This window comes from Nocardia grenadensis, from assembly GCF_050942415.1.
Classification (GTDB): domain Bacteria; phylum Actinomycetota; class Actinomycetes; order Mycobacteriales; family Mycobacteriaceae; genus Nocardia; species Nocardia grenadensis.
In genome coordinates this window covers 2,882,769-2,904,017 of the sequence record NZ_CP192054.1, presented here as the reverse complement: position 1 = coordinate 2,904,017, position 21,249 = coordinate 2,882,769, and the positions used below count along the sequence as shown (strand labels likewise).

The following is a 21,249-nucleotide window of genomic DNA, read 5'->3' as shown; positions in this document are numbered from 1 at the left end:
ATGTCGCCGTGATCATCGGGTAGTTCGGCATCGCACCGGCATTCGCGCCGCGCCGCGGGCACCGCACGCGGCCGGTGTCACACCGACCCGGAAACCCCCAGCCCGATTGGACCGGACGGTGGGAGGTCCCCGTCCTGTCGTCCGGCGAGCAGCCATTTCAAGATCTTTCCCGTTTCCCCGCGCGGCAGCGCCGACATGAACGTCACGTCCCGGGGCACCGAGAACCGGCTCAGCCGATGCCGGATATAGGTGCGCACCATATCCGAATCCAGTCCCGCCCCTTCGTGTTTCACCACGAAGGCCGCGAGCCGCTGGCCGAATTCGGGGTCCGGGACACCCACCACGGCAACTTCGCTGACCTGCGGCAGATGCGCCAGGGCCTCCTCGACCGGCCGCGGGAAGACGTTCTCGCCCCCGGAGATGATCATCTCGTCGTCCCGGCCGGCGATGAACAATCGGCCGTTGACGTCGAAGTAGCCGAGGTCACCGGTGTCGAGCATGCCGTGCGCCTCGTCGGGCGGCGCGGAATTGACGTAGCCGTCGAACAGCATGTGGTTTCCGACGAAGATATGCCCGATGGCACCGATCGGCACCGGTTTGTGGTCGGGCCCCAGCACCGAGACGCGGGTGCCCAGCGGCGGCCGCCCGGCGGTGGTGGGCGCGAAGCGCAGATCGGCGGGGGTGGCGATGGTCGCCCAGGAGACCTCGGTCGATCCGTAGACGTTGTAGAGGATATCGCCGTAGGTGTCCATGAACCGCAGCACCGTGGCCCCGGCCAGTGGCGCCCCGCAACTGATCACCTGGCCCAGACTGGAGGTGTCGTAACGGGCCCGTACCGCCGGGGGCAGATCGAGGATCCGATTCACCATGGTGGGCACCACGATCATGGTGGTCACCCGATGTTCGGCGACCGCGCGCAGGCAGTCCTCGGCATCGAAGCGTTCCGGCAGCACCACCGTGCACCGCAGCGCGGTACTGAGCTGTAGTCCGGCCAGGCCCCAGGTGTGGAACAGCGGTGCCGGGATGAGCATGGTCGATTCCATCTCCATCGGGATCCGCGACAACAGCGCGGCGATGGTGCCGAACCCCTTGGGATGGGGCCGCCGCGCACCTTTCGGGATTCCGCTGGTACCCGAGGTGAGCACGATCAGCCGGCCCGGATTTGCGGGCCGACGGAATTCCCCCTCCTCTCTCTCGATCAGGTCCTCGAGGGTGTACCGACCGGGGAACGGCGGCCGCAGGTCGGTATTGAACCGGGGCAGATCGTCGTGCAGATACTGAACCAGTTGTTCGAGGTCGCCGTCGACGAAGAGGGCCGAGAGCCGGTGCCGCTGCACGATCTGTTCGATGGTGCGTGCGGACAGGCCGGCATTGAGCAGCGCGACATCCACCCCGAGTTTGCCGGCGGCCACCATGGTTTCGACCATGCCGGCGTGGTTACGGGACAGCAGCCCGATCGCGTCGCCCGCACCGAGTCCCCGGGCCGCCATCGCACCGGCCAGGGCGGTGCTGCACCGGTCCATCTCGGCGAATGTGCGGACTCCCCGATCGTCGACCACGGCGAGCCGGTCCGGAGCGTACGCGGCGCCGGCCGCATAACCTCCCGCCAGGTTGAAACCCCATTTGTTCAGTGACAGCAGCTGTTTCATCACCGCATTGGGCCGGGTGCGCACGACACCGCTCACCGTGACCTGACGCAGCACCTCGAGCTGGCGACGGACCAGCGACCCTTCCCCGTTGACCAGCATGGATGTCCGCGCACCGCGCAGGATAGCGGCGATCCGGCGCAGGCCCTCGGCGGTCCAGTCCTGGATCGCCGAATTAGACAGCTCGGTGAGGTGCCGGTGTACCCGCCCCGGCGCGAAGAAGGTGATCGATACGGTGCTCCGGTCGCCTTCCCCGTACATCCGCAGCGCCGCGAAACTGCCGATCTCCGGCGCGTGCAGTTCCAGTCTCTCGTACCAGCGGCCGGTCACCACGCGCACGCGCAGCACGCGGATACCGGCCTCCGGCGTGCCGAGCCGGAATTCGAACACCGGCTCCGCACCGGGCAGCTCCAGCCGGGAGCAGGCGCCGATTCCGGTGAACACCCGCGGATAGGTCTGCGGGTCGAGGAGCAGCTCCCAGACAGCGGCACGCGCTGCGGGGATCTCCGCGACCATATCGATGACGTCGGTAACCAACTCCCGCAACTTCTCGTCGGCCCGCAACGAACAACTGGGCCGGCGGGTAACCCATCTGTAATGTCTCTCACAGTAGCTCGGCACCATAGTTGTTACCAGCGAGTAGCAACGCTCTGTGACAGGTCACGAAGCCGTTTGCTTAGAGTTCACCACAGGTGCCGAAACCGCCGTTGGGGCTTGTCCAACCCCGCCGGCCGGTCCGGTGTGAGAACTCCCAGCGCCAGCTCACTCCGCCCGTACGAGTGTTGGGCGCGAATTACATTCGGCCGCATACCACTCGTTTGCGATCCGGAGGACCACGATGCACCAGACCCGACGCCGGGTGGCCATCACCCAAATCGACGAGATCCTCGACTATTTCGGCAAATGTGCGTCCTGCGGGTATCCGGCCCGGGCCGAATCCACCCGGCGCGTATTCGACAACGGCGAAATCGAAACCCTCGTCATCGCCAGTTGCTCGCTGCCCTGCGGCTGGTCCGATCGGGTGTCGCCCACCAGGATGACCGGCCCGGCCGCCTGACCCACCGGAGTTATGCCACCCGCGGCCGCCGCCGGACCCGTACGGCACGATGAGGTCCATGGAACTGAGAATCTTCACCGAACCACAGCAGGGCGCCGACTACCCGACACTGCTGAGCGTGGCCCGCGCCGCGGAGGACCTCGGCTTCGGGGCATTCTTCCGTTCCGACCATTATCTGCACATGGGGTCGGTCGACGGCCTGCCCGGCCCCACCGACGCCTGGATCACGCTGGCCGGCCTGGCCCGGGAGACCAGCCGGATCCGCCTCGGCACACTGGTCACCGCCGCCACTTTCCGGCTGCCGGGTCCGCTGGCGATCCAGGTGGCCCAGGTCGATCAGATGTCGGGCGGCCGGGTCGAACTGGGACTCGGCACCGGCTGGTTCGCCGACGAGCACACCGCGTACGGGATACCGTTCCCGGACGATAAATTCGGGCGGTTCGAAGAGCAGCTGGCCGTGATCACCGGGCTCTGGGAGACCCGGCTCGGTGCGACCTTCGATTTCACCGGCACGTACTACGAGCTCGTGAAATCCCCGGCCCTGCCGAAACCGGTGCAGCAGCCGGTACCGGTGATCATCGGCGGCCAGGGACCGAAACGTACCCCGCGGCTCGCCGCGCGGTACGCGACCGAATTCAATGCCCCGTTCGTCTCGGTGGACGACAGCGCCGCCCAGTTCGACCGGGTGCGCGCCGCGGTCGCCGCGGGCGGCCGGGCGGCCGACAGCATGGTGTACTCCAACGCGCTGGTCGCCTGCGTGGGATCCGGCGAGGCGGAGATCGCGCGCCGCGCCGCCGCGATCGGCCGTGAGGTGGACGAACTCCGGGCCAACGGTCTGGCCGGGTCCCCCGCGGAGGTGGTCGACAAGATCGGGCGTTACCGCGAGATCGGCACCCAACGGATCTACCTGCAGATCCTGGACCTCGCCGATCTGGACCACCTCGCCCTCATCGCCGACGAGGTCGCCACCCAGTTGTGACAAGGGGCGGACGGGGCCGTGGGCTCCGTCCGCCCGGACTCCGGATCACCGGTACGCGGTGGCCACCCCGTCGATCAGATGCTCGAGGGTCTCGTAGGCGGGGACATCGACGATGTCGACCAGATCCTGCGACACCGGTACGTCGTGTTCGGCGACCACCTCGTCGAAACGGGCGACATCCCCGGTCCGGAAACCGTGCTCGGCGGCCAGCGACTGCAACTCGGTGTCGTTGTGCAGCAGCGCACCGATCTCCTCCCCCTCAGGGGTGAGCGGGACGACGGTATGCCGGGACAGCACTGTGGGCGACGGGTACAGCAACACCGAATCGGGCCGCAGGCGCCCCGCCACCGCGGCCGCCACATACTGCGCCTCGTAGATCCAGGTCATCGGAGTCGGGCCCATCCCCGCGGTGAGGTATTCCTCGAATGGCCCCGCGCTGGACCCCTCGGTGTAGCCCTGGGCGAGGAACAGGCGCTGCAGAGTGGGCAGCACATGCCGTTCGGCGGCAGCGCCGCGCACCACCGCATAATCGTTGACCACATAGCTGGCCAGCGCCAGGTACATGGCCGCCGAATTCGAGGTCCGGGCGTCTGTGGTGCTGACCAGAATGTTCTTTCCTACCCGATAGGAAGCGTTACCGGCCAAGTCGTCCCATTGCACACCGCTCTGCACGAGCTCGATATAGGCGGCGAAATCCAGACCGGGCGCCGGACCGTCGAACTTCACCGCCCCCGCGGCGTCCAGCAGTTGCACGATCGGGGTGAACGTGGCGATCGCCATCGGCGAATAGAACGGCACGAACTGGGTGCTCACCCCCACCTCGCGTTTGAGCCGCTCGGCCGCCGGCAGGCTGGACGGGAACGCGAATGCCCGGCCGTCCAGATCCACCGAGGTGGAGATCTCCCGCGAGCCGGCCGACTCGACCCGCACGTCGTAGCCGTGCGCGGCGAACACCTCGGTGACCCGCTCGTCGGCGAAGAAGGCCGCCTTCTCCGAACCGACCACCCCGGTGACCCTCGTCAGTGGCACTCCGGCGACCGGCGGCGCCGCGGCGGGCGCCGAATCCGGTCGCGACACCGCCCATGCCGTAGCGCCCACCGCCACCACGCCCGCTGCGCCCGCCAGCGCGAACAACCCGCGGCGGTCGGTCCGCAGCGGGCGGTCGGCATCGGCCGGTTCGGTCGGCGCGGCGGGTGCGCTCTTCGACACCGAGACCGGCGTGACACCGGGGGCGGTGACCGCCGCGGCGGCACCGGCCTCCTCCGTGGATTCGAATTCCCGGCGTACCACCCGCTCCACGAGGATGGGCACGAAATCGCGCACGGTACTTCCGGCGAACCGTTCGTGCGCCGTCCGGATCGCGACGTTCACCTCGTCGGGTGAGCGGTCCTCGGAATAGGCGGCGGACAAGCGGCCCGCGAGGTCATGTATCGCCTTCTGCTCCCGAGCCGCCTTGTCCTCGGGAACCCTGCTCTTCGGGACGGTATCGAGTGCCACCTATATCTCCTCGGCGCCGGGCATGGAATCGAAACGACCCGCCGGGCCGATCCACAGCCGACAACGCTACCGCCACACAGTATTCGGATACTCCCACCAGTGAGCGTGACCGCCGATTCTCCGACCAGAATTCACCCGGCGTTTCCCGGACGCCGGGCGGCGGTTTCCTCGAGGACGGCCATGGCCGCATTGTGGCCGCCGACTCCGCTCACTCCGCCCCCGCGCACCGCACTCGACCCACAGCGCAGCACATTCGCGTGACCGGTCGCCACGCCCCAGCGTTGCGCCGGTGTGTCCCCGGGCCCGGTCCGGTAGGGAAACGACAGATCACCGTGGAAGATGTGCCCGCCGGGCAGGCGCAGCGCATGTTCCAGGTCCACGGGTGTGGCGGCCTCCAGACACTGCCCGCCATGGATATCGCGGGCCAGGCACTCCCGGATGGGTTCGGCCAGTACGGCATCGAGCGCGTCCAGGCTCGCGTCGACCGCAGCCTGTTTCGCGGCTTCCGGGTCGGACGCGAAAAGCCTCGCCGGAGTGTGCAACCCGAAAAGCGTGAGAGTGTGCCGCGACGAGCCGGCCGCGATACCGGGATCGGTCAGGGTGTGACAGTAGATCTCCGCGGGCGGGACCGCGGGCAGCCGCCCGGCCGCCGCCTCCCGGTATGCCTGCGCCAGCTGTTCATAGGTTTCGGCGATATGGAAGGTCCCGGCGAACGCGTCATGCGCGGCCACCGCGGGATCACGCAGACGCGGCAACCGGTCCAGCACCATATTGATCTTCAGCTGGGCGCCTTCGGGTTTCTCGCCGGCCGGTTCGCCGAGCAGCCGAGCGGCCTCGGCGGGCGAGGCGTTGACGAGCACATATCGCGCCGCCACCGTCCCGGCCGCCACCCCGGCGAAATCCACCGCCGCGGTTCGCCCGTCGGTCGCCACACCGGTCACTTCCGTACCGGTCACCAGTTCCGCCCCGGCGGCCCGGGCCGCGTCGGCCAGCGCGTCGGTCAGCGCACCCATACCGCCCAGCGGCACATCCCAGTCGCCGGTGCCGCCACCGATCACGTGATAGAGGAAACAGCGGTTCTGCGCGAGCGACGGATCGTGCGCGTGGGTGAACGTGCCGATGAGCGCATCGGTGAACACCACCCCGCGCACCACGTCGTCGGCGAAGTACTCCTCGATCGTCTCGCCGAGAGGTCGTTCGAAAAGTTCCGCCCACACCCGGCCGCCCACCCGCCGCCGGAGCCGGTCGGCGGTCGGTAGCGGTTCGGTGAATGTCGGGAACACCGCCCGTGCCACCTCCCCCGTCATCGCATAGAACCGCTGCCACGCGGTGAACTCGCGCTCCGATCCGGTGACCCGGACGAAACTGTCCCGGGTAACCGCCGGCGACCGGTTATCGACCAGCAGACCCGACGATCCGGCCGGCGTATAGGAGGAGATCCGCCGCTTACGCGTCCGGAACCGCAGGCCCAGATCGCTCACGATCCGATCCGGCAGCAGACCGACCAGGTACGAGTACCGGGACAACCGGACATCGACTCCGTCGAACACCCGCGCCGAGACGGCCGCGCCGCCGGTTGTCGCCGCCTGTTCGAGCACCAGCACCGAGTGCCCGGCGCGGGCCAGATACGCGGCCGCGACGAGGCCGTTGTGCCCGCCGCCCACGATCACTACGTCGTACCGGGACCGCATCACCATAGGACGTCGATACCATACCGGCGCCGCGGCGGCGGTGAGGCTACCCGAGCAGACCGCCCAGCAGGCCGCCGCTCTGCCCGGCCTCCTGCCCGCCCCCGGTCCCGCCGATCATGCCGCCGGGCGGCAACTCCGAGGGCTGCACGATCACGAAACCGCGGCCGGCGAACGCCAGGGTCATGCCCTCCCCGGTGCTACGGCCGATGAGCCGGCCCAGCCCGAAGGAGTCATTGCGTTTCACACTCGTCTGCAGGCTCGACGACCAGGCGATGGCCGCCTGCGGATCGGCATAGGTGGGCTGATCGACATTCAGTACGACCGGGCCGCCGTGGCTGGTGATGGCGATCCGGCCGCGGCCGGTGAACACGCAGTTGAACAGGCCCGCGTTACTGGTGTACCCCGCCGCGCCCTGCACCATCCGGATGTCGTAGCCCAGAGTGGGATCGAAGGCGAGCACATTGGACCCGTTGATGGTGAGCCCGTCGGTGCCGTCCAGATCGATGATGTGCACATCGGCCGCCCCGTTGGCGACGAACAGATCACCGCGCCCGGACACCTTCATCAGCGGCACGCCCTCGCCGGTGAGCCGCTGCTGGATCGCCCGGCCGATCCCGCCGGAACCGAGCGCCTGGAAATTCAGATCCCCCTGGTAGGCGACCATGGATCCGGAACGGACCAGCGTTTCGCCGTTCACGCCGACCTTGATCATCTTGCTGCCCTGCTTCTGGATGCCCATCCCGGACACTTCGGCATGACGCGGGTCGAACAGCTCGCTGTGCATCGGCTGAGCTCCTTGCTGGGAAGGATATGCGGGAGGCTGGTGCGCGGGGGCGGGCGGCGCCGGATGGGCCGGCCCGGATGAATACGGCTGCGACGACGGATAACCGGCGGCCGGCGGCGCGGCGGGGTACCAGGGCGGCGGGCCGGGGTGCTGCGGGTACTGCGGCGCCTGGTACAACGGCGCCTGGTGCTGCGGAGCCGGATATTGCGAAGCCGAATAATGTTGCGCCGAAGCAGGGTTGGCGACCACGGTGGGATCGGTACGGGACGCGGGCGGTACGGGCGGGGCCGGCGGAACCGGCTCGTCGTCGACGTTCACCCCGAAGTCGGTGGCGATACCCGCCAGACCGTTGTCGTACCCCTGCCCGACAGCGCGTACCTTCCACGCGCCCGCCCGTCGATAGATCTCCACGCAGACCACTGCCGTCTCGGCGCTCAGCTTCGACACCGCGAATGTGAGCGTGCCCTGCTGCCCGGTCACCGTCGCGGTGAGCGACCCCACCGACCCGAAGGTGGGTGGCCCGCTGCCGTCCAGGCTCGCGGTGACCACCACCCGCTCGATATCGCCGGGCAGGCCCGGCGTCTGCACGTCGACGACATCGCCGGCGCCCCGCCCCTGCCGGTAGGTCACCCCCGGCCCGGCGGGCTGGTTGAAGAATACGAAATCGCCGTCGGACCTGACCTTTCCGTCCGCGGCGAGCAGTAGCGCCGACACATCCACCGCCGCGGAACAGGTCACCGTCACCGTCAGCCGATCACCCGGCGCGGGCCGGTTCTCCCCCGGAGCGAGCGCGGTCACCTCGTATCACCCCGACCCGATACATACCGGACCGGGTACCCGCCGACCCCGCGGGTGGCCCGGCCCCCGGCTGCCCACCCAGCTGACTTCTGTTCCACACCGACGAGTGTGACCGATAGCGCCCGCGCCGCGCCACCGCAGTATTCGACACGCCGCCGGCGAGCACGCCACCTGCGACGAAACGCCACCGCGCTCAGCGACGATGTCTCCGGTGAACCGCCGACGAACCTGAGAATTTTCACAGCCGCAGCACAGCCAACGGCCAGGCCACGGCGGCATCCTGGAATCGGACGAGCGGAACTCGGCATCAGGGAGGAACCCATGGTGGACTTCGAGATCACCGGCACCACCGTCACTGTCCACGTCCGCGGCGCACACCGAGTGCTGTCGCTGTGCGACCACATCACCTTCGATCTCACCAATATCGTGGCCGTCGAACCGGCCGAAATCGACCGCCGTCCCCCCTGGGTGCGCGCCCCTGGCGTGTTCTTTCCCGGCGCGATCGCCGCGGGCACCTTCCGCGGCAAGGGCCGGAAAGAATACTGGGACACCCTCTTCGGTGGTAACGCCGTCCGCATCGACCTGCGCGGACACGATTACACCCGCCTGGTCGTCGACGTCGACGATGTCGGCGCCGCGATCGGTTCCCTCCGCCACGCCGCCGCAGCCTGAGGGCGGCCCACGGATCCGCCGATCGACCTCCTCGCCGCGGGGCCGATCGGCGGACCGGCTTCTTCGGCGCCACGGGCTCGACGGGGGTGTAGCCCGCGATTCGAAGTAGATGAACGAAGCGTACGGATGGGGCGCCCGAGCAGGCTCACCACCGCGGCCGGTCGCCGATCTGGCGAAGACCGGCCCCATACGCTCCATAAGCGAGGCGGGCTCGACCATCGATGCAGGCCCCCCGCACGCCCTGCCCGCCGCGTCACCCGCGCCCGACGCAGCCCACCCTCGCCACGGGTCGATCGACTGGGACCGCGATGTGCCTGCCTACGTCGACGGTCCACTCGCCACCGTGAACCAGCGGCTGCTCCTCCCCTGACCGGCACCCGGATCCTGCACACGCCCGCTCCGGCGGACTGGCCCCCCCAGGGTATAATCGCCGACACTCGGTTCGCGTTGGCGCGCCCCTTTCGCAGGCAGGACCGCTGCGTCCGGCCACTATGATCCGCGGCCCGGACGACGTCGTCCTCGCCGACAGCTCCACCGCGCCCGGAATCCCCCGGTGCTGATCTCTGGGCGCCTGGCAGCCGACCGTATCACCGGTCCCCGCTTCACACACATATGCCCGCCACGGTCCTCCAGCAAAGGCTGACGCCATGACCCGGAAAGAACTCGACGCCGCTCACATCCACGACCCGGCACTGCGCCGCTCCTATCGCGCATGCCGCGACCTCAACGCCCGCCACGGAAAAACGTTCTTCCTCGCCACCCGCCTACTCGCCCCCGACCAGCGCCCCGCCATCCACGCCCTCTACGGATTCGCCCGCCGCGCCGACGATATCCTCGACGCCCCGGGGCCCGACCTCGATATGGAGGAACGCACCGCACGACTGGAGACCCTGGTCCACCGATTTCGCCACCACGACGTCGACGCCGACCCGGCTCTTGCCGCAGTCGCACATACCGCGGACATCTATCGACTGCCCTCGGAACTGTTCGAAGCCTTCTTCGAGTCCATGCGAATGGACCTGTCGATCACCGACTACCCCGACCGTGCCGCCCTGGACCGCTACGTCCACGGGTCGGCCGAAGTGATCGGCCTTCAGGTGCTGCCGGTACTCGGCACCATCGCCCCGCGCGACGAAGCCGCCCCGTTCGCGGCGGCGCTCGGATATGCGTTCCAGCTGACCAACTTCCTTCGGGATATCGACGAAGATCTCGCTCGGGGCCGGATCTATCTCCCCGCCGACGAACTCGCTGTCTACGGCGTGGACCGTGAATTGTTGCACTGGTGTCGCGACCACCGCCGGACCGACCCGAGGCTGCGGCGCGCCCTGGCCCACCAGCATGCGCTGACCCGCGCCCGATATCGATACGCCCACCGTGGAATCGCGTTGCTCGAACCTCGCTCCCGGCCGTGTGTCGCCACTGCGCTTACCCTGTACTCGGAGATACTCGACCGGGTCGAAGACAGCGACTTCGCCGTGTTCGGCAGACGCGCCCGCGTCCCACTGCCCCGACGCATCACGGTCGGAACAACCGGACTGGTTACCGCTTGGTGTACACGACACACCCCCGCCCGGCCCCGACCTCACCGCGGCTCCGCACCGCAACCGGTCGCCGACCCTGTCGGTCCTCGATGACCGGCCCCGCCGCGATCCGCGGGTGCCGACCGGTAACCGCCCACGCGGCCGCACCGCGCACGAATCTCGGTTCGAGTCCGTCGCCACCGTCGACGCAGCAGCGGTTTTGTCGCACACGCTCGCGCCGACCACGGCGGCGCGTCGTATCGGTCATCTCATCGAGTTCTGAAATACTTCCCGACCGGACAGTCCGGGCAACGGCCGGTGGATCCGGCAGCGCTTCCGGTCGGACGCTCTCCATAGGTGTGAGTCATATGCGGCACACGCCGCAGTCGGTGGGTGCGTTGGTGGCCGAACGTTCGCGCGGACGCCCTGTCCGGGCGGCCGCATACGGTCCGGCCGAACCGGTGCGTCCGAAATCTGCATCACGCCTGCATCGAGGATGATCAGCAAAGGAATTACTGCATGGCACGGTATCTGTTTGCTGCAACCCCGATCCCGGGGCACGTCGGGCCCATGCTGGCCTTGGCAGTGGAGTTACAGCGCCGCGGCCACGAGGTGCGATTTCTGACCGGTGCGTTGTTCCGTGACACCGTCACCTCACAGGGAATCGAGTGTTCCGATCAGACGATCGAGGCGCCGGTGATATCGGCCGGTCATCGCCGCGCCGAGACGGCCGGTCTGCTCGGCCGATGGCGCACCGGATGCGCGGAATTGTATTCGTGTTACCTCGACCCCCTCGTCGGACAGTTCCGTGCGGTGACCACCGAGCTGGCACGCGCAGCTGTCGACGCCGTGTTCGTCGACGTGATGTTCGCCGGCGCCATACCGTTGTTGTCGCCCGGATCCGCTCCGCGTCCTCCGGTCCTGTGCTGCGGAGTCGTTCCGTTGATGCTGTCGAGCGCGGACACCACACCGTTCGGTATGGGGTGGCAGCCGCGGCCGAATCGTGACCACACAGCGATGAACTGGTTTGTCCAGCACCTGATGTTCCGTGGTGCTCAGCAACGACTCGATGCGATTATGCGCGGGCTCGCTCTCGGGCCCGCCCCGAAGTTCGTGCTCGATTGGCCCGCTCTGGCAGACCGGCTACTCCAATTCACGGTGCCCGGCTTCGAGTATCCGCGCAGCGATCTGCCACCGACAGTGGTATTCACAGGGCCGGTACCGATCGAGAGTTCCCAGGCGATACCGCAACCGGGCTGGAGCGGTGTGCTGTCCGATGCGAAAACCGTTGTGCATGTGACTCAGGGGACGTGGGACAACGGTGACCTCGGCCAACTGCTGCGGCCCACACTCGAGGCGCTGGGCGGGCGAGCAGATACTGTGGTCGTGGCGTGCACCGGTGGCTCACGGGACCCGCTCGGGTCGATCCCGGCCAATACCTACGTCACCGATTTCCTCCCCTACTCTCATCTGCTCCCGCACGTCGACGTGATGATCACCAACGGTGGGTACGGCGGCGTGCAAGAAGCCCTCCGGCACGGGGTACCTCTGATCGTCGCCGGTGACAATGCCGACAAACCGGAAGTCGCCGCACGGGTCGCATACACGGGAACGGGAATCGATCTGGGCACGGCACGCCCCCGGCCCGGGGCCGTGGCGGCGGCGGTCGACCGGATACTGGACAACAACGAATATCGTTGCGGGGCTGCTCGTTTGGCGCGTGAGATCGCGGAGACATCGCCGCTGGACATCATCTCGGATGTCCTCGCCGAACTCGGCGCGGATGGGGCCGGGCCGGATCTCCGCTCGACACGCAGGCGAACACGCTGATGAACACAGCACCCACGGGCCTCCCGCCCCGATTCGACCACCTGCCGGCAGCACGGTCACACCCTGGTGTGACCGGCCCCACCACCGCAGTCCGCAATGCACGAACCGCGCGCACCGCTGAGGAGATCGCATGGATCGCTGGCATTACCTGCTCGCGTTACTGGCCTGTCTCGCATCGACGGCGCCACTGGAGTTCCTCGGCGCCGGTGTGTATCGGCGGCCGCGGTTGCTGCTGGGGGCGTTGTGGCCGGCCGCGGCATTGTTCATCGTGTGGGATCTGGTAGCGATCGCCGCGGGTGTGTGGGGCTTCGACGACCGCTATATCCTCGGGGTGTTCTTGCCCGGTGCGATGCCGCTGGAAGAGTTCCTGTTCTTTCTCGTCGTGCCGATCTGCGCCCTGCTCACCTTCGTCGCCGTGCAGACGCTGCTCGCGAGGTGGCACCGCCTGGTCGACAACGTCGGGAACGCGGCCGGGCGATGAACTTCACCGGAGTCGGATACACCCTGCCCGCTGTTGCCGCCGTGATCGTGGTGTGTGTCGCCGAGCCGGCGCTGCTGCGTACCGGGCTGTTCCGTCGGCCGGCCTACTGGCTGACGATGCTCATCGTCCTCGGCTTCCAGATCCTGGTGGACGGATGGCTCACCAAGCGCGACGCCTCGGTCGTGGTGTACAACCCAGACCACATTCTCCGGCTCCGGTTTCCGTGGAACATTCCGGTGGAAGATTTCCTGTTCGGATTCGCCCTGGTAACCGCGGTCCTACTGGGCTGGGAACACACACGACAGCGACAGACAGGCGCACAGTCGTGACCGCGGGGAGCCCGGGAGGCGGGCGCGACCGGCGACGCGTGCATCTCCCGGCGCCACCGGGCCATCACGATATGAGCCGTCACGGCTCACCACCCCGAGTGGTCGTCGTCGGCGGCGGGATCGCGGGCCTGGCTGCCGCGACAGGTCTGGCCGAGCGTGGCTGCCACGTCGATGTCGTCGAACGGGAGCGTTATCTGGGCGGGCGCGTGGGCGGGTGGAGCGAACGCCTCGCCGACGGCACCACCGTGGGCATGAATCGCGGCTTCCATGCCTTCTTCGCCCAGTACTACAACCTGCGGAAGTTGCTGATGCGCAGCGATACTGCGCTGGGACGGCTGCGCCGGCTGGCGGACTATCCACTGGTCGACGCATACGGCCGCCAGGACACCTTCCGCGGGTTACCGCACACCCCGCCCTGGAATGCGCTGGCATTCGCGCTGCGCAGCCCCACCTTCCGGCTCCGCGACCTCGTTCGGATGAACGCGCGCGCCGCAGCGCCGCTGGCCGCGGTGTCGGTGCCCGATATCTACGCCCGGCTCGATCACCTCGACGCGGAGACGTTTCTGCGCGATATCAATTTTCCGGCGGCCGCGCGGCATCTGGCGTTCGAGGTGTTCTCCCGGAGCTTCTTCATCGATCCGCAGCGGATGTCCGCCGCCGAGTTGGCGCTGATGTTCCACATCTACTTCCTCGGTTCCAGCGAGGGGCTTGTCTTCGACGTCGCGCGGGATAATTTCGACGTGGCTCTGTGGGCGCCGCTGGCGGAGTACTTGAGCGGGCCGGCCACGTCGGCACGGCCCGGCACCGTCGAATTTCGTCTGGGCGTCGCCGTCGACCGCATCGACACCGAAGGCGACGGATTCCGGCTGGCCGACAGCACCGGAGCGACCTCGCGAGCCGATGCGGTGGTGCTCGCCACCGATATCGCCGGGCTCCGTCGTATCGTCGCGGCATCACCGACGCTCGGGGACGACCCGTGGCGCGCCCGAGTGGCCGGGCTGGCCCCCGCCCCGGCATTCGCGGTGCACCGGCTCTGGCTGGATCGTCCGGTGGGTGCCGAGCGAGCGTGTTTCCTCGGCACCGGCGGTTCGCCACCGCTCGACAACATCAGCGTGCTGGACCGTTATGAGCGACAGGCCACGGACTGGGCCGGTAGTACGGCCGGCAGTGTTGTCGAACTGCACGCCTACGCGGTGGCCGATACGACACCACCGCCACGAGCTCGGGCCGAACTGCGCGACCGGTTGCTGATGCGGCTGCACTCGATATACCCCGAGACCGCGGCAGCGAATATCGTCGGGGAAACCATGTTGTGGCGCCAGGATTGCCCCCGTTTCTCCCCGGGGGATTTCGCCACTCGTCCGGGCATCACCACTCCGCATGCACGGCTGGTCCTGGCCGGGGACGGCATCCGGGTCGATCTGCCGGTGGCGTTGATGGAACGGGCCGCGACGACCGGCTGGATGGCGGCCAACACCGTCCTGCGCCAATGGGGCGCTGCCGGACATGACCTGTACACGGTTCCCGTTCGCGGGCGCTCGGCACTACTACGCGCCCTCGCTACTCGCGAAAGGTAACGGCAATGAGCCCTCGCTCCGACTCCGCCGGGAGGTGGCCGCAGAACTCACCCCTGCAGCGGTTCTCACCGGAGAAGTGGTCGCGGCAGCAACCGACCCACCGCGACGCCGATCCCGGCTTGATCGAGGCCGCACTGCGTTTCTCGCAACAGCGCCCTTCGGGTAACTGGTACGCCGTCGCCGCAAGTAGGGCGATCCGCCACGGCCGCCCCTACGGTGCCCGGGTCAGGGGCCAGGAGATCGTGGTCTGGCGCGACGACGCGGGCAACCTGCACGCAGGCCCCGGCATCTGTCCCCATCTGGGTGCATCGCTGACGACCGCGCAGGTCGACGACAACGCGCTGATCTGCCGCTGGCACGGTCTGCGGGTGGGCGAGGTGAGCAGCAACTCCCGGTGGCATTGCTATCCGAGTTTCGACGATGGGGTGCTGGCCTGGGTGCGATTGGATTCACTCGGGGCAGATACACCCACCGACGCGCCGATCATCGGTCCACGCCCCGCCGACTCCACTGTCCACGCGGTGACTCGGCTGGTAGGGGTGTGTGAACCCCGCGATATCATCGCCAACCGGCTCGATCCGTGGCACGGCGCCTGGTTCCATCCCTATTCGTTCGCTCGCCTGGAGGTGACGCGAACTCCTCCGCGCGAAGGGATCACCGAAAACAATCACCAGTTCCTGGTCGACGTGACATTCCGGGTGACCCGACGGCTCGGCGTGCCGGTTCGCGCCGAGTTCAGTTGCCCGGATCCACGCACCATCGTCATGCGCATCGTGGACGGTGAAGGGTCGGGCAGTGTTGTCGAAACACACGCCACGCCCCTCGGCACCGATTCCGGGGGCCGCGCGCGCACCGCGGTCGTGGAAGCGACCATCGTCACTTCCGAACGACCGGGATTCCGGCATGTACACCGAGTGCTGCCACTGGTGCGCCCGCTGCTGGCTCGGGCGGCGGCCCGGCTGTGGCGCGACGACATGGCCTACGCCGAGCGCCGGTACCTGCTCCGTACTCATGGAATATGAGGCAGCGACTTCTCGGCTCTGCGCTCTACGATCGAACCACAGCAGGGAACTGGTACGCCCCGGCCATGGCGACCGAGCACGACCGACCGGTGCGGACGTGCGAGTTACGGCCGCAACGTCTGGAACCAGACGCGGTCCAGCCCGGCGTCATCGCCACTGCGCTCACCGAAATGCCCGACGACGGACGGCAGTTCCTGGAGAACGAACATCCGCTCGAGCGGTTCGGCCGGGCCGACGAGGTCGCCGCGGTGGCCGCATTCCTGCTCTCCGCGGAGACCTCGTTCATCACGAGGGCCGGATATCTGGTCGACGGCAGCTACACCGCCCTCTGGTCCGGTCCCGGCTTTACTCGTCGGCGGTATCGAGTTCCGGTTTCGGCTGCCGGGTGATGATCCGCAGCACCGGCTCCACCACGCGTGCCACGATCGGGCCGATCGAGGCCATCAGCAGCACGTAAGTCGTGGCGAGAGCGGCGAATTCGTCGGGCACCGCACCCGCGGCCACCGCCAGGCCGGCGATGACGATGGAGAACTCGCCGCGCGCCACCAGTGCCGCACCGGCGCGGGCGCGGCCCAGCCGCGAGGAGCCGGCGTGCGCGGCGGCCCACCAACCGGTGGCGATCTTGGTGACCGTGGTGATCACCGCGAGCAGCACCGCCCATGCCAGTACCGGCGGGATACTGCGCGGATCGGTGGTCAGACCGAAGAGTACGAAGAACATGGCGGCGAACAGATCTCGCAGCGGTTCCAGGATCTTGGTCGCGCTGTGCGCGGTCGTATCGGAGATCGCGATCCCGAGCAGGAACGCCCCGACCGCCGCCGACACCTGCAGCGCGGAGGCGACCCCGGCCACCAGCAGCGCCGAACCGAGCAGTTTGAGTAGGAAGATCTCGCGATCGTCACTGGCCACCACCGCGGAAACGTATTTACCGTAGCGGAGCGCGACCACGAGGACGACGGTCACCGCGAGCAGGGCGATACCCAGCGATTGCAGGCCCGCCACGAAACCGAGGCCTGCCAGTACCGCGGTCAGTACCGGCAGATAGGCGGCCATCGCGAGATCCTCGAAGACCAGGATCGACAGGATCACCGGGGTTTCCCGGTTACCGAGCCGGCCCAGATCGTTCAGTACTTTCGCGATGATCCCGGACGACGAGATATAGGTGACGCCGGCCATCGCCAGCGCCCCGGTGGGGCCCAGTCCGAGGAGCAAGGCGACCACCACACCGGGCGTGGTGTTCAGGACCAGGTCCAGCAGGCCGGCCATCCAGGATCTGCGCATTCCGGTGAACAATTCGGCCGCACTGTATTCGAGACCCAGCAGCAACAACAGCAGGACCACGCCGATCTCGCTGGCGAGATGGATGAACTCTCCGACCTCGTGTAGTTCGAAGAAACCTCCTTCCCCGAACACCAATCCACCCACCAGATACAACGGAATGGGGGACATGCCGATCCGGGCTGCGATGCGTCCGAGCACTCCGAGCCCGAAGAACACCGCCCCCAGCTGGATCATCGCCAGCGTGGTCGCATTCATCGCTACAGGTTCAGCCGTCTTTCAAGATATCCGCGGCGCTGTCCAGCCCCTCCGAGGTGCCCACCACGATCAACACATCACCACCGGTGAACACGAAGTCCGGCCCCGGGGCCGGCATCGCCTGGCCGGCCCGCATGACCGCCACGATGGAGGTCTTGGTCCGGGTGCGCATCCGTGTTTCACCCAGGGTCCGCCCGTCGTAGGGCGAGTTCTCACTGACCGGCAACTGCCGGGTGTTCACGCCGTCCATGTCCCGATGCTCGTTGCGCAGCTGCCCCACCAGCTGCGGGGCGCCCAGTAGATTGGCCAGGGTGCCCGCCTCGGCCTCGGTCATCGGAATCTGGGTGGTGGCGTCGGGATCGCCGATCCTGGTGAAGATCAGATCGATCGTCCCGTCCTTGTGATCGACGACCCCGATCCGCCGGCGTACAGCGGTAAGCGGAAAATCCTTGCGGACGCCTATTCCCGGCAAGGGTGTCACTTCGACGTTCACGATGTCACCTTAACTCGACTGCGAGTGCGGCCCGATAGCCGCACACACACTAGCGCTACCCCGTGGGGCCTGGCCCCGAACCTCCACGACAGCCCGGACAGCAGCAGCGCCTTCGACAGCAGTTTACGGCGCGGATCACCGCGCCCGTTCGGCGGCGAGCACGACATGGCGCATGAGCAGCGCGGTCGTCACCGGGCCCACCCCGCCCGGCACCGGGCTCAGCCCGCCCGCGATACCCCGGACCGACTCCGCGTCGACGTCACCGACGATCTTCCCGTCAGGGTTCTCATTGGTGCCGACATCGATCACCACGGCCCCTTCCCCCACATTCGCACCGGTCACCAGCCCGATCCGGCCCGCAGCGGCGACGACCACATCGGCCGCCGCGGTCACCCGGGGCAGGTTCGTGGTGCGGGAATGGCAGATCGTGACCGTCGCGTTCTCCGCCAGCAACAGCTGTGCCAGCGGCTTGCCGACGACATTCGACCGCCCCACCACGGCCACATGCCGACCGGCCAGTTCGATACCGTGGTGTTTCAGCAACTCCACCACCGCTTCGGCGGTGGCCGGGGCGAACCCGGCCGATCCGGCTGTGAGCAGTCCGAGCGACAGCGGGCTCACCCCGTCGACATCCTTGGTGGCCACGATCGCCGGGGACACCTCGTCGAGCGTCACACCGGCCGGCAGCGGCGTCTGCAGCATGATGGCGTCGGTCTCGGGGTCGGCGCTGCGCACGGCGAGTTCGGTGCGCAGCGTGTCGACTGAGGCGTCCGCACCGAGATCGACCGTATCGCAGTCGATTCCGCGATTGGCGGCCGATTTCTTCAGGGAGTTCACGTACCAGGCACTGGCCGGATCGGCGTTGGCGACGACCAGCGCCAGTCGCGGGGCCCGGCCCACCTGCTCGGTCAGGGCCCGCGCCCGTGCGGTGGTGTCGGCGTTGATGGCGGCGGCGAGATCTTTCCCGGTCAGCGATGCGGTATCCACGGATGTTCACCCTAACGGTCAGGGCCCGAGAGCACCCCACCCGCAACCCCGCAGACCGCCGGACGTTAGTGTGTCGATGGCACCGATGCGCCCCGCGGAGCTGTAGCCAGGGGCTTCATGGGACATGTCCCCCATCGGACAGCCGCAAATACCGGGTTCCGGCCGACACCGGACCTATGGTGGGTTGCCACGTACCGCACCCGAATTTCATCGAACGAATCATCTGCGAGAACCCCGCTCCCCCGTGGAAAGGTGTCGCCGTAGTGCACAGTCGAAGAGGTTTGCCGTATCTGGTGGCGGCCGCGGCCGCCGCGACGAGTATCACGCTCGCCGGGTTCGCCGGCGCGCCGGCCCAGGCCAGCCCTGATACAGACGCCCTGTACAACTCCGCTCAGCGCCATTTCACCGACGGCGATTCCGTCGCCGGCCGGGCCGCGCTGCACGATCTGATCGGGCGGGATCCCACCGATGCCGAGGCGCTGTCCCTGCAGGCGATCTGGTCCCATTACGCGGGTGATATCCCGGCCCTGCACGATGCGATGGGCCGCCTGCGCGCGGTCGACGGCGCCATGGCCGCGGGCACCGAGGGCGTCCTGAACGCGGTCGGCGCGGGCATCGCCACCCTCCCCAATCCCCTTCCGGCGCTGGTCGGACCGCAGACCGGCATCGTGGTCTTCGGTTTCGGGCTGCTGCCCGACGGCACCCCCCGTCCCGAGCTGGTCGAACGCCTGCAGGCCGCCTGGCTGCAGGCCATCGCCTCACCGCTCTCGCCGATCGTGGTCAGCGGCAACAATCCGAGCAACGGCATCACCGAGGCCCAGGCCATGGCCGACTGGCTGGTGGGGCGCGGTATCCCGGCCAACCGTATCCATGTGGAGAACCGGGCGGGTTCCACGGTGCAGAACGCGCTGTTCAGCGCCGATATTCTGCACAGGGTGGGCGCCCACAGCGCGGTGGCGGTGACCTCACCGAACCATATCCGGCGCGCGGTGGCGGATCTGTATGTCGCCGGTATCCCGGTGGTGGGTGCCACCACCTCGCTGAACCAGCTGGTCTCGCAGTTACCGCCGCCGAGCAAGCAGGCCCAGTACAGCATCTATCTCGATGCGACCCGGACCTTCCGGCTCAGTACCAGCCGCTGACCCCCTTCCCCGCGTCCGGCCGACCGGCCGGACGCGGGGAAGGGAGAACACGAAACCGCCGCACACCGTGCGAGCGCTCAGCCGGAGGCCACGGCCGCCCGGATCCGGGCGGCCGCCGCGTCGGGCGGGATATCGGCGATGAACGCGCCCATCGCCGACTCGGAACCGGCCAGGTATTTGATCTTGTCCGCGCCGCGCCGGATCGAGGTCAGCTGTAGATGCAGGCGGACGGTATCGCGTCCGGTGTGTACGGGCGCCTGATGCCACGCGGCGATATAGGGGGTCGGATCGTCGTAGAGGGCATCGATCCCGCGCAGCAGGCGCAGGTACAGGGTGGCGAGTTCGTCGCGTTCCGCCTCGTCGGCGGCTGCGAAATCCGGGATCTGCCGGTGTGGGAGCAGATGCACCTCGATCGGCCACCGGGCCGCGAACGGAACGAACGCCGTCCACCGCTCTCCGGCCAGGACGACGCGCCCGCCCGCGCGTTCACCGTCCAGGATGCGCTGGAACAGGTCCGGACCCAGTCGTCGCACGGAATCGAGCACCCGGGCGGTCCGCGGTGTCACGTAGGGGTAGGCGTAGATCTGGCCGTGCGGATGCGGCAGGGTGACGCCGATGGCTTCGCCGCGGTTCTCGAACGGGAACACCTGCTCGACCCCGGGCAGCGCGGACAGTTCGGCGGTGCGATCGGCCCAGGCCTCGATCACCGTACGGGCCCGGCCCGGGGTGAGATCGCCGAACGAACCCTCGGGCGCCGGACTGAAGCACACGACTTCGCAGCGTCCGACCGCCACCCGTTCCCGGTCGAACCCCAGGGCGGCCATATCGTCGGCTCCGGCCGGGACCGGCGGGGTACCGGCCGGCTCGTTCGCCAGCGCGGGGCCGAAGGACGGGGATCGGTTCTCGAAGACGGCGACGTCGTACCGGTCGGGTATCTCGGACGGGTTGCCCGGGGTCTGCGGGGCGAGCGGGTCACGATCGGCCGGTGGTAGCACCACCCGGCTCTGCCGGGCCGCGGCGATGGAGACCCATTCGCCGGTGAGGACATCCTGGCGCATCACCGCGGTCGGCGGTCTGGGTTCCAGGCGGCGGGTGTCGATCCGGCGTTCGGGGCCGAGCCGGGTATCGGCGTCGTCGTAGTAGATGAGATCCCGGCCGTCGGCCAGTTTCGCGGTGCGCTTCACGATGCGGCTGGGCACCCGTTCACG

The 21,249-nt window shown here is 68.3% G+C and carries 19 protein-coding genes; 11 read left to right on the top strand and 8 right to left on the bottom strand.

The features are described 5' to 3' along the window. Positions 1 to 77: 77 nt before the first annotated feature. Positions 78 to 2,183 (bottom strand): AMP-binding protein, encoded by a 2,106-nt coding sequence (locus ACQPYS_RS13200; protein ID WP_433493038.1) that lies wholly within the window; start codon positions 2,181 to 2,183, stop codon positions 78 to 80. Between the two features lie 301 nt (positions 2,184 to 2,484). Here ACQPYS_RS13200 and ACQPYS_RS13195 point away from each other — a divergent pair, with 301 nt between their 5' ends. Then, the gene (locus ACQPYS_RS13195) at positions 2,485 to 2,703 is read left to right on the top strand and encodes a hypothetical protein (protein WP_030520614.1); all 219 of its coding nucleotides are present in this window, start codon (positions 2,485 to 2,487) and stop codon (positions 2,701 to 2,703) included. Between the two features lie 58 nt (positions 2,704 to 2,761). Further along, on the top strand, positions 2,762 to 3,682 hold the full coding sequence (locus ACQPYS_RS13190; RefSeq protein WP_433492764.1) for an LLM class F420-dependent oxidoreductase: 921 nt from the start codon (positions 2,762 to 2,764) through the stop codon (positions 3,680 to 3,682). A 45-nt stretch (positions 3,683 to 3,727) separates the two neighbouring features. Here ACQPYS_RS13190 and ACQPYS_RS13185 read toward each other — a convergent pair whose 3' ends face one another. The 3 genes from ACQPYS_RS13185 to ACQPYS_RS13175 form a co-directional block, all read right to left on the bottom strand. Beyond that, complete coding sequence (locus ACQPYS_RS13185; RefSeq protein ID WP_433492763.1) at positions 3,728 to 5,179, bottom strand: three-helix bundle dimerization domain-containing protein; 1,452 nt, start codon at positions 5,177 to 5,179, stop codon at positions 3,728 to 3,730. A 131-nt stretch (positions 5,180 to 5,310) separates the two neighbouring features. Beyond that, a complete protein-coding gene (locus ACQPYS_RS13180) occupies positions 5,311 to 6,876 on the bottom strand; it encodes a phytoene desaturase family protein (protein WP_433492762.1) in 1,566 nt (521 codons plus the stop codon). Between the two features lie 40 nt (positions 6,877 to 6,916). Beyond that, positions 6,917 to 8,452 carry an AIM24 family protein gene (locus ACQPYS_RS13175; RefSeq protein WP_433492761.1) on the bottom strand — a complete coding sequence of 512 codons (1,536 nt, stop codon included), beginning with the start codon at positions 8,450 to 8,452 and terminating at the stop codon, positions 6,917 to 6,919. Between the two features lie 321 nt (positions 8,453 to 8,773). Between ACQPYS_RS13175 and ACQPYS_RS13170 the strand changes: the two genes are divergently transcribed. From ACQPYS_RS13170 to ACQPYS_RS13135, 8 genes are all read left to right on the top strand, one after another. After that, positions 8,774 to 9,124, top strand: coding sequence for a hypothetical protein (locus ACQPYS_RS13170; RefSeq protein ID WP_433492760.1), 351 nt, complete (start codon positions 8,774 to 8,776; stop codon positions 9,122 to 9,124). A gap of 647 nt (positions 9,125 to 9,771) precedes the next feature. Next, on the top strand, positions 9,772 to 10,758 hold the full coding sequence (locus tag ACQPYS_RS13165; RefSeq protein ID WP_433492759.1) for a phytoene/squalene synthase family protein: 987 nt from the start codon (positions 9,772 to 9,774) through the stop codon (positions 10,756 to 10,758). A 405-nt stretch (positions 10,759 to 11,163) separates the two neighbouring features. After that, positions 11,164 to 12,474, top strand: coding sequence for a glycosyltransferase (locus tag ACQPYS_RS13160; protein ID WP_433492758.1), 1,311 nt, complete (start codon positions 11,164 to 11,166; stop codon positions 12,472 to 12,474). Between the two features lie 130 nt (positions 12,475 to 12,604). Next, entirely contained in the window at positions 12,605 to 12,955 is a 351-nt protein-coding gene (locus ACQPYS_RS13155; RefSeq protein WP_431938372.1) for a lycopene cyclase domain-containing protein, read from the top strand. Beyond that, on the top strand, positions 12,952 to 13,284 hold the full coding sequence (locus tag ACQPYS_RS13150) for a lycopene cyclase domain-containing protein (RefSeq protein WP_063034226.1): 333 nt from the start codon (positions 12,952 to 12,954) through the stop codon (positions 13,282 to 13,284). The genes ACQPYS_RS13155 and ACQPYS_RS13150 overlap by 4 nt, the downstream gene beginning before the upstream one ends. A gap of 71 nt (positions 13,285 to 13,355) precedes the next feature. Beyond that, positions 13,356 to 14,861, top strand: a complete 1,506-nt coding sequence (locus ACQPYS_RS13145; protein ID WP_433492757.1) for an FAD-dependent oxidoreductase — start codon at positions 13,356 to 13,358, stop codon at positions 14,859 to 14,861. A gap of 5 nt (positions 14,862 to 14,866) precedes the next feature. Then, on the top strand, positions 14,867 to 15,883 hold the full coding sequence (locus tag ACQPYS_RS13140; protein WP_433492756.1) for a DUF5914 domain-containing protein: 1,017 nt from the start codon (positions 14,867 to 14,869) through the stop codon (positions 15,881 to 15,883). Next, the gene (locus tag ACQPYS_RS13135) at positions 15,880 to 16,272 is read left to right on the top strand and encodes an SDR family oxidoreductase (protein WP_433492755.1); all 393 of its coding nucleotides are present in this window, start codon (positions 15,880 to 15,882) and stop codon (positions 16,270 to 16,272) included. Before ACQPYS_RS13140 ends, ACQPYS_RS13135 begins: the two co-directional genes overlap by 4 nt. Here ACQPYS_RS13135 and ACQPYS_RS13130 read toward each other — a convergent pair. The 3 genes from ACQPYS_RS13130 to ACQPYS_RS13120 form a co-directional block, all read right to left on the bottom strand. After that, positions 16,229 to 17,419 (bottom strand): cation:proton antiporter, encoded by a 1,191-nt coding sequence (locus ACQPYS_RS13130; protein ID WP_063034222.1) that lies wholly within the window; start codon positions 17,417 to 17,419, stop codon positions 16,229 to 16,231. The two genes, ACQPYS_RS13135 and ACQPYS_RS13130, sit on opposite strands and share 44 nt — an antisense overlap. 10 nt (positions 17,420 to 17,429) lie before the next feature. Further along, on the bottom strand, positions 17,430 to 17,912 hold the full coding sequence (locus ACQPYS_RS13125; RefSeq protein ID WP_063034221.1) for a cation:proton antiporter regulatory subunit: 483 nt from the start codon (positions 17,910 to 17,912) through the stop codon (positions 17,430 to 17,432). A 135-nt stretch (positions 17,913 to 18,047) separates the two neighbouring features. Continuing rightward, positions 18,048 to 18,899 (bottom strand): bifunctional 5,10-methylenetetrahydrofolate dehydrogenase/5,10-methenyltetrahydrofolate cyclohydrolase, encoded by an 852-nt coding sequence (locus tag ACQPYS_RS13120; protein WP_433492754.1) that lies wholly within the window; start codon positions 18,897 to 18,899, stop codon positions 18,048 to 18,050. Between the two features lie 263 nt (positions 18,900 to 19,162). On the opposite strand from ACQPYS_RS13120, the gene ACQPYS_RS13115 reads away from it, so the two are divergent. Continuing rightward, positions 19,163 to 20,041 carry a YdcF family protein gene (locus tag ACQPYS_RS13115; protein WP_245664373.1) on the top strand — a complete coding sequence of 293 codons (879 nt, stop codon included), beginning with the start codon at positions 19,163 to 19,165 and terminating at the stop codon, positions 20,039 to 20,041. A 77-nt stretch (positions 20,042 to 20,118) separates the two neighbouring features. Here the strand turns inward: ACQPYS_RS13115 and galT are convergent, their stop codons facing one another. After that, positions 20,119 to 21,240, bottom strand: a complete 1,122-nt coding sequence (galT, locus tag ACQPYS_RS13110) for a galactose-1-phosphate uridylyltransferase (protein WP_433492753.1) — start codon at positions 21,238 to 21,240, stop codon at positions 20,119 to 20,121. Positions 21,241 to 21,249: the final 9 nt, after the last annotated feature.

What these genes read in the sequence shown, in the direction of transcription:
- ACQPYS_RS13160 (WP_433492758.1), top strand. Translation starts at nt 11,164, where the DNA reads ATGGCACGGTATCTGTTTGCTGCAACCCCGATCCCGGGGCACGTCGGG.
- ACQPYS_RS13155 (WP_431938372.1), top strand. Translation starts at nt 12,605, where the DNA reads ATGGATCGCTGGCATTACCTGCTCGCGTTACTGGCCTGTCTCGCATCG.
- ACQPYS_RS13170 (WP_433492760.1), top strand. Translation starts at nt 8,774, where the DNA reads ATGGTGGACTTCGAGATCACCGGCACCACCGTCACTGTCCACGTCCGC.
- ACQPYS_RS13150 (WP_063034226.1), top strand. Translation starts at nt 12,952, where the DNA reads ATGAACTTCACCGGAGTCGGATACACCCTGCCCGCTGTTGCCGCCGTG.
- ACQPYS_RS13195 (WP_030520614.1), top strand. Translation starts at nt 2,485, where the DNA reads ATGCACCAGACCCGACGCCGGGTGGCCATCACCCAAATCGACGAGATC.
- ACQPYS_RS13165 (WP_433492759.1), top strand. Translation starts at nt 9,772, where the DNA reads ATGACCCGGAAAGAACTCGACGCCGCTCACATCCACGACCCGGCACTG.
- ACQPYS_RS13140 (WP_433492756.1), top strand. Translation starts at nt 14,867, where the DNA reads ATGAGCCCTCGCTCCGACTCCGCCGGGAGGTGGCCGCAGAACTCACCC.
- ACQPYS_RS13135 (WP_433492755.1), top strand. Translation starts at nt 15,880, where the DNA reads ATGAGGCAGCGACTTCTCGGCTCTGCGCTCTACGATCGAACCACAGCA.
- ACQPYS_RS13130 (WP_063034222.1), bottom strand. Translation starts at nt 17,419, where the DNA reads ATGAATGCGACCACGCTGGCGATGATCCAGCTGGGGGCGGTGTTCTTC.
- ACQPYS_RS13180 (WP_433492762.1), bottom strand. Translation starts at nt 6,876, where the DNA reads ATGGTGATGCGGTCCCGGTACGACGTAGTGATCGTGGGCGGCGGGCAC.
- ACQPYS_RS13190 (WP_433492764.1), top strand. Translation starts at nt 2,762, where the DNA reads ATGGAACTGAGAATCTTCACCGAACCACAGCAGGGCGCCGACTACCCG.
- ACQPYS_RS13145 (WP_433492757.1), top strand. Translation starts at nt 13,356, where the DNA reads ATGAGCCGTCACGGCTCACCACCCCGAGTGGTCGTCGTCGGCGGCGGG.